Below are 4,176 nucleotides of genomic sequence, written 5' to 3'. Positions count from 1 at the left end.
AAACGGCACATCATTGACACCTATCCCTTCATCAACCATTCCATTCGTTGGGAAGTGGGTACTCCACGTTACATCACAAGGGAGGAGGTAGGTCTTATCGCAGCCTTGGGAGAAGATAAATTGCAAGGCTATGAAAAAGTGTCGAGGGATATGTTCCTTTTCTCCTGCCTGACGGGGCTTTCCTATACCGACGTGTATCACTTGACGGAGCAGCACGTCTTTCACGAAGCGGGAATGACTTGGATACGCAAGCCGAGAATNAAGACGGGCAACGTNTGCCACATCCCCCTACTTCCCGAAGCCACTGCCATTATCGAGCGTTATCGGGGCATTCACACGAGGGCTTTCCGACACGAACCGCCCAAGGGGTATCTGCTGCCCATACCCGGATGCGACACGGTAAACATACACCTCAAAAAGATAGCACGGCTTTGCGGTATTCAGAAAACGCTGACCTATCACATGGCACGGCATACCTTCGCATCTCAGATGACACTGTCGGAGGGCGTGTCCATTGAGAGCGTTTCCAAAATGCTCGGACACAGTCAAATCAAAACCACGCAAGTGTATGCGGAGACTTCTCCCGAGCGTGTCTTTCTGGACATAGAGAAAATACTTCCACAACTCGCACATTATCAACTGACCAACTAAAACCGCAGAACAATGAAAAGTACATTTGCCATACTATTCTACATAGATAGAAGCAAGACCAATGAAGACGGACTATGCGTAATCCGCTGTCGTATCACCTGTAACGGCACATCCTCTTCGTTTTCCACACAGCTACAATCCGTTCCCGACGAGTGGCTTGCCCGAAAAGGGCGCATCAAGGCGACAGCAGGTAATTCAAGCGGCATCAATCTGCAACTGAACTCAATCGAAGAGTGCTTGCATTCACTCTATGAACGTACATTAAGGGAAGAAAACTATATCACGGCGGAATACCTCAAGGAGCGTTATATGCAGCAAAGTCGCCCTATGCCAACACTTACGGAGTTATACCAAACCGTCTGTAAAGAAAAGGAGGATTTGCAGGGCAGAACACTAAGCAAGGCGACCGTCAGGGCTTTTAAGGACAGCTACAAGAGTTTTGTTCATTTCCTGCAAGTAAGGGACAGGGCAGACTGTATGCCCACAGAGGTGGACAAGACTTTCCTTGAGGACTATCGCCTTTTCATGCTTCGGGACTTGGGAAACAAGGAAAGCAGTGTCGGCAACCGCCTACGCCACTTGCATCAGGTCATTCGCAAGGTATTGCAGGAGCGATACGTTCGTGAAGACCCTTTTGAACTCATAGACATAGAAACGCCTACCTACGAGCGCAATGCACTTACGGCGGACGACCTGCAAAAACTCTTAGCTTACCGTCCGCACCGCTCGACAGACAACCATTGCAGACTTATTTTCCTCCTGGGATGTTTTACGGGGCTGGCATTCTCCGATTTGAAGAAACTCAGAATGGATGATGTCTATACGCTCAGTGATGGACGCAGATATATCTCCCTCTGCCGAACAAAGACACAGAACAGAAGTATTGTCCCGTTGCTGCCCGTTGCCGAGAAAATACTCGCCATTGTGAGCCACGAACGAAGGGAGGGGCTTTTCTTTCGAGAGTTTCCCAGCAACAGTAATTTCAATAGAACTATTCAGGAGATATGTATTAAGGCAGGACTGCCACCGCATACCCAAGCGACCTCACACACCGCACGGCACACCTTTGCCACGACCATCTGTCTGGAGAACGGACTTCCGATAGAGACGGTGAGCAAGATGCTGGGGCATCGCTTTATCTCCACGACCGAGATTTATGCACGGGTGACCAAGAGCAAGATTGCCAAGGAAATGCAACCCCTGATGGGTAGTGAGCATACAAGGGTACTGCGTAAAGCCTTACGGCTGTGTCCGTCAAGAACACCGAAAAAGTCAAGTCCCATAATTGGGCTGTAACAGCCGTAATGAATGAATCAAAAAAGAAGTCTAACTTTTTAACAAGAAGAACAATGAAACAGAAGAACAAAAAGGAAGTTTCCTTCTTCCGATTGAAGTTGGAAAGCTATATGAGTGAACATCACCCCGAGCGATTGGGAGACAAGGAGTTTATCACGGCAAGAGCCGATATGGCACTGACCGCCTACTGCGATGCCGTGGCGCAAGGTTTTAATCATTTAGAAGCAGAAAGAATAGCAAGTGAAGTGCTTTTCAGTGGACTGCATTTCTCAAAGTACGATACCCTTGTTTCTGTCTTGGAGGACGAGTTTGAGAGGGAACTTCCTGCACCGCTCCCCGAGAGGCTTTCGCTTTTATTGTTGGCGAACAAGGCTGTTCAAGCCACATTCGCTGGGTATGAACTGACGGACGCATTTGCCGCAAGCGGACAATACGACCGTCTTTACACCGAACTGACAGGCACAATAGTGCTGCTCATCGAGAGCAACAACCTGCCAACGGTCAAACAGACGGAGGAAGCAAGCCCGAAGGCGTTGTAGGCAAAGGCGCACGCAAAGTTCCTGATGCCGTTTCTTATCGTGCAAAGGTACAACGGCAGCCTGTCTGCCCTGAAAGGTCAAGTCCTGTGGATGGAGAGAAGAATCTCCACCGCAGGATTTTTCTTTTTCAAGGCAGTACTACAATTCTCAATATCCGTGCGGTCGTATTCATCTCTCCCAACCTTGCAGGGCAAGGCTGCCGTAGAGAGATAGGCACGACAAGAATACGGCATACTCAGGCTCTTTGGACGCAAAAGCGAATTGTAGAAACAATAGTTAGAACTAACGATTGTCTTAACAATCTTATTATATGACAAGCCATTTTTTGTACAACTTATTGTCTGTACAATTTGTTGTCTGTACAATTTGTTGTCTGTACAATTTGTTGTCATAACAATTTGTTGTCAAGACTATCTGTTGTCAAGACTATCTGTTGTCAAGACTATCTGTTGTCAAAACAAACTATCGTCAAAACAAACTATTGATAGTTCGACATCTCGATTTGTCGAACTATCGAACTGTCGATAGACCAACAAATATGCAATAAAAGGAAAGAACTGGCACCTCATCTCATTACCGCAATAACGCTGAGGGATTTCCTCGTGGTCTTTTCTCTTGTTTTCCTGACATTTCCCTGCTTTTCCTCATCCCTTGTAGCGATGCTCTTGACCACTTACTTTTGCACCCGATAAGTACGGCAACGGGCAGCGTAACAGCTCGTTTGCCGAGTAACAATAACGTAATCAAAACAAAATTAAGGCAATGAAACTCATTATCATCGACCGCAAAGTGTGGGAGCGACACCGCTCCGAGTTTGCAGACTTTATCCACCGAGTGAAAAAACTCATCGGCAATCCTCCCGAGGCCGAGCAATGGCTCAACAACGAAGCCGTGTGCAAGCGTTTGGGTATCAGCAAGCGTACCCTGCAATCATACCGAGATACGGGGAAAATCCCTTTCTCAATGATTGGACACAAGTGTTATTACAAACAGACCGACATCAGCGAAATGCTGAATGAAGTCAAAAAATGAATGAATTATGGCAGAGAATGAAATCATTACGCGGGAAGACCCTCAGATGCAGTTGTTTTCACAACTGATGGAAGGCACTTTGAAGAAGTTGGAGCGGTATTGTGCCACAGCTCGTCCGATGTTAGATGGCGAGGTTTACCTTTCGAGCGAGGAAGTGTGCAGGCAATTACGGCTCAGCACACGCACGCTCCAAGAGTACAGAAACTCAGGAACGCTTCCTTTCTACAAAATCGGAGGGAAGATACTCTACAAGCAGAGCGACATACAAGCCATGCTTGAAAAACACTATAACCCGATACCCAAGAAATTATGGCAAGAATAGATGAAAAAAGGAAACAACGCTTGGAACAAGCCATTAGAGATATGGGAAATTATGGCGTTAAGCTCCGCAAGCCCGAAGAGTTACCCGATTTTGACCAGCCCTCCGATTATGAAGAGGAAAAGAGAAGGTTTGAGCCTGTTGATAAAGTTGAGGAACAAAATGACAAGGAGAGTAACGAGGATTTTTCTCAACCGTCCTATCAAGAAACAGCGTTGTCGCCAACAGAAAGGGCTACTTCTACCGAAGAATTTCATCAAAGAATGGGAAAAACAAAGGACAGAAAGCAATTATCCGAGTTTCAGGGGAAATATCTCCAGCCCTTTCGCAACAGCCACC

At 46.9% G+C, this 4,176-nt stretch carries 7 protein-coding genes; 6 read left to right on the top strand and 1 reads right to left on the bottom strand.

The window, feature by feature from the left end:
- The 3 genes from HMPREF9304_RS12465 to HMPREF9304_RS12455 all read left to right on the top strand — a co-directional run.
- Positions 1–651: site-specific integrase (locus HMPREF9304_RS12465; protein WP_036929759.1), on the top strand; the 651-nt coding region annotated here is incomplete at its 5' end.
- A gap of 12 nt (positions 652–663) precedes the next feature.
- Entirely contained in the window at positions 664–1,947 is a 1,284-nt protein-coding gene (locus HMPREF9304_RS12460) for a site-specific integrase (RefSeq protein ID WP_036929757.1), read from the top strand.
- A 53-nt stretch (positions 1,948–2,000) separates the two neighbouring features.
- Positions 2,001–2,486 (top strand): DUF1896 domain-containing protein, encoded by a 486-nt coding sequence (locus tag HMPREF9304_RS12455; RefSeq protein WP_023983529.1) that lies wholly within the window; start codon positions 2,001–2,003, stop codon positions 2,484–2,486.
- Between the two features lie 77 nt (positions 2,487–2,563).
- Here HMPREF9304_RS12455 and HMPREF9304_RS14580 read toward each other — a convergent pair whose 3' ends face one another.
- Positions 2,564–2,878: a hypothetical protein gene (locus HMPREF9304_RS14580; protein ID WP_156104823.1), complete on the bottom strand. Its 315-nt coding sequence runs from the start codon at positions 2,876–2,878 to the stop codon at positions 2,564–2,566.
- 370 nt (positions 2,879–3,248) lie between these two features.
- On the opposite strand from HMPREF9304_RS14580, the gene HMPREF9304_RS12450 reads away from it, so the two are divergent.
- The 3 genes from HMPREF9304_RS12450 to HMPREF9304_RS12440 all read left to right on the top strand — a co-directional run.
- Positions 3,249–3,518, top strand: coding sequence for a helix-turn-helix domain-containing protein (locus HMPREF9304_RS12450; protein ID WP_036929752.1), 270 nt, complete (start codon positions 3,249–3,251; stop codon positions 3,516–3,518).
- Positions 3,519–3,525: 7 nt separating this feature from the next.
- Positions 3,526–3,840: a helix-turn-helix domain-containing protein gene (locus HMPREF9304_RS12445; protein ID WP_021825736.1), complete on the top strand. Its 315-nt coding sequence runs from the start codon at positions 3,526–3,528 to the stop codon at positions 3,838–3,840.
- Positions 3,828–4,176, top strand: a 349-nt coding sequence (locus tag HMPREF9304_RS12440; protein WP_036929747.1) for a hypothetical protein, incomplete at its 3' end; no start/stop codon positions are given. The genes HMPREF9304_RS12445 and HMPREF9304_RS12440, both read left to right, overlap by 13 nt.

The organism is Hoylesella timonensis S9-PR14, from assembly GCF_000762405.1.
In the GTDB taxonomy this organism is placed as follows: Bacteria; Bacteroidota; Bacteroidia; order Bacteroidales; family Bacteroidaceae; genus Prevotella; species Prevotella timonensis_A.
The sequence above is the reverse complement of the archived record's forward strand: the minus strand, read 5'-3'. Positions and strand labels throughout refer to the sequence as shown.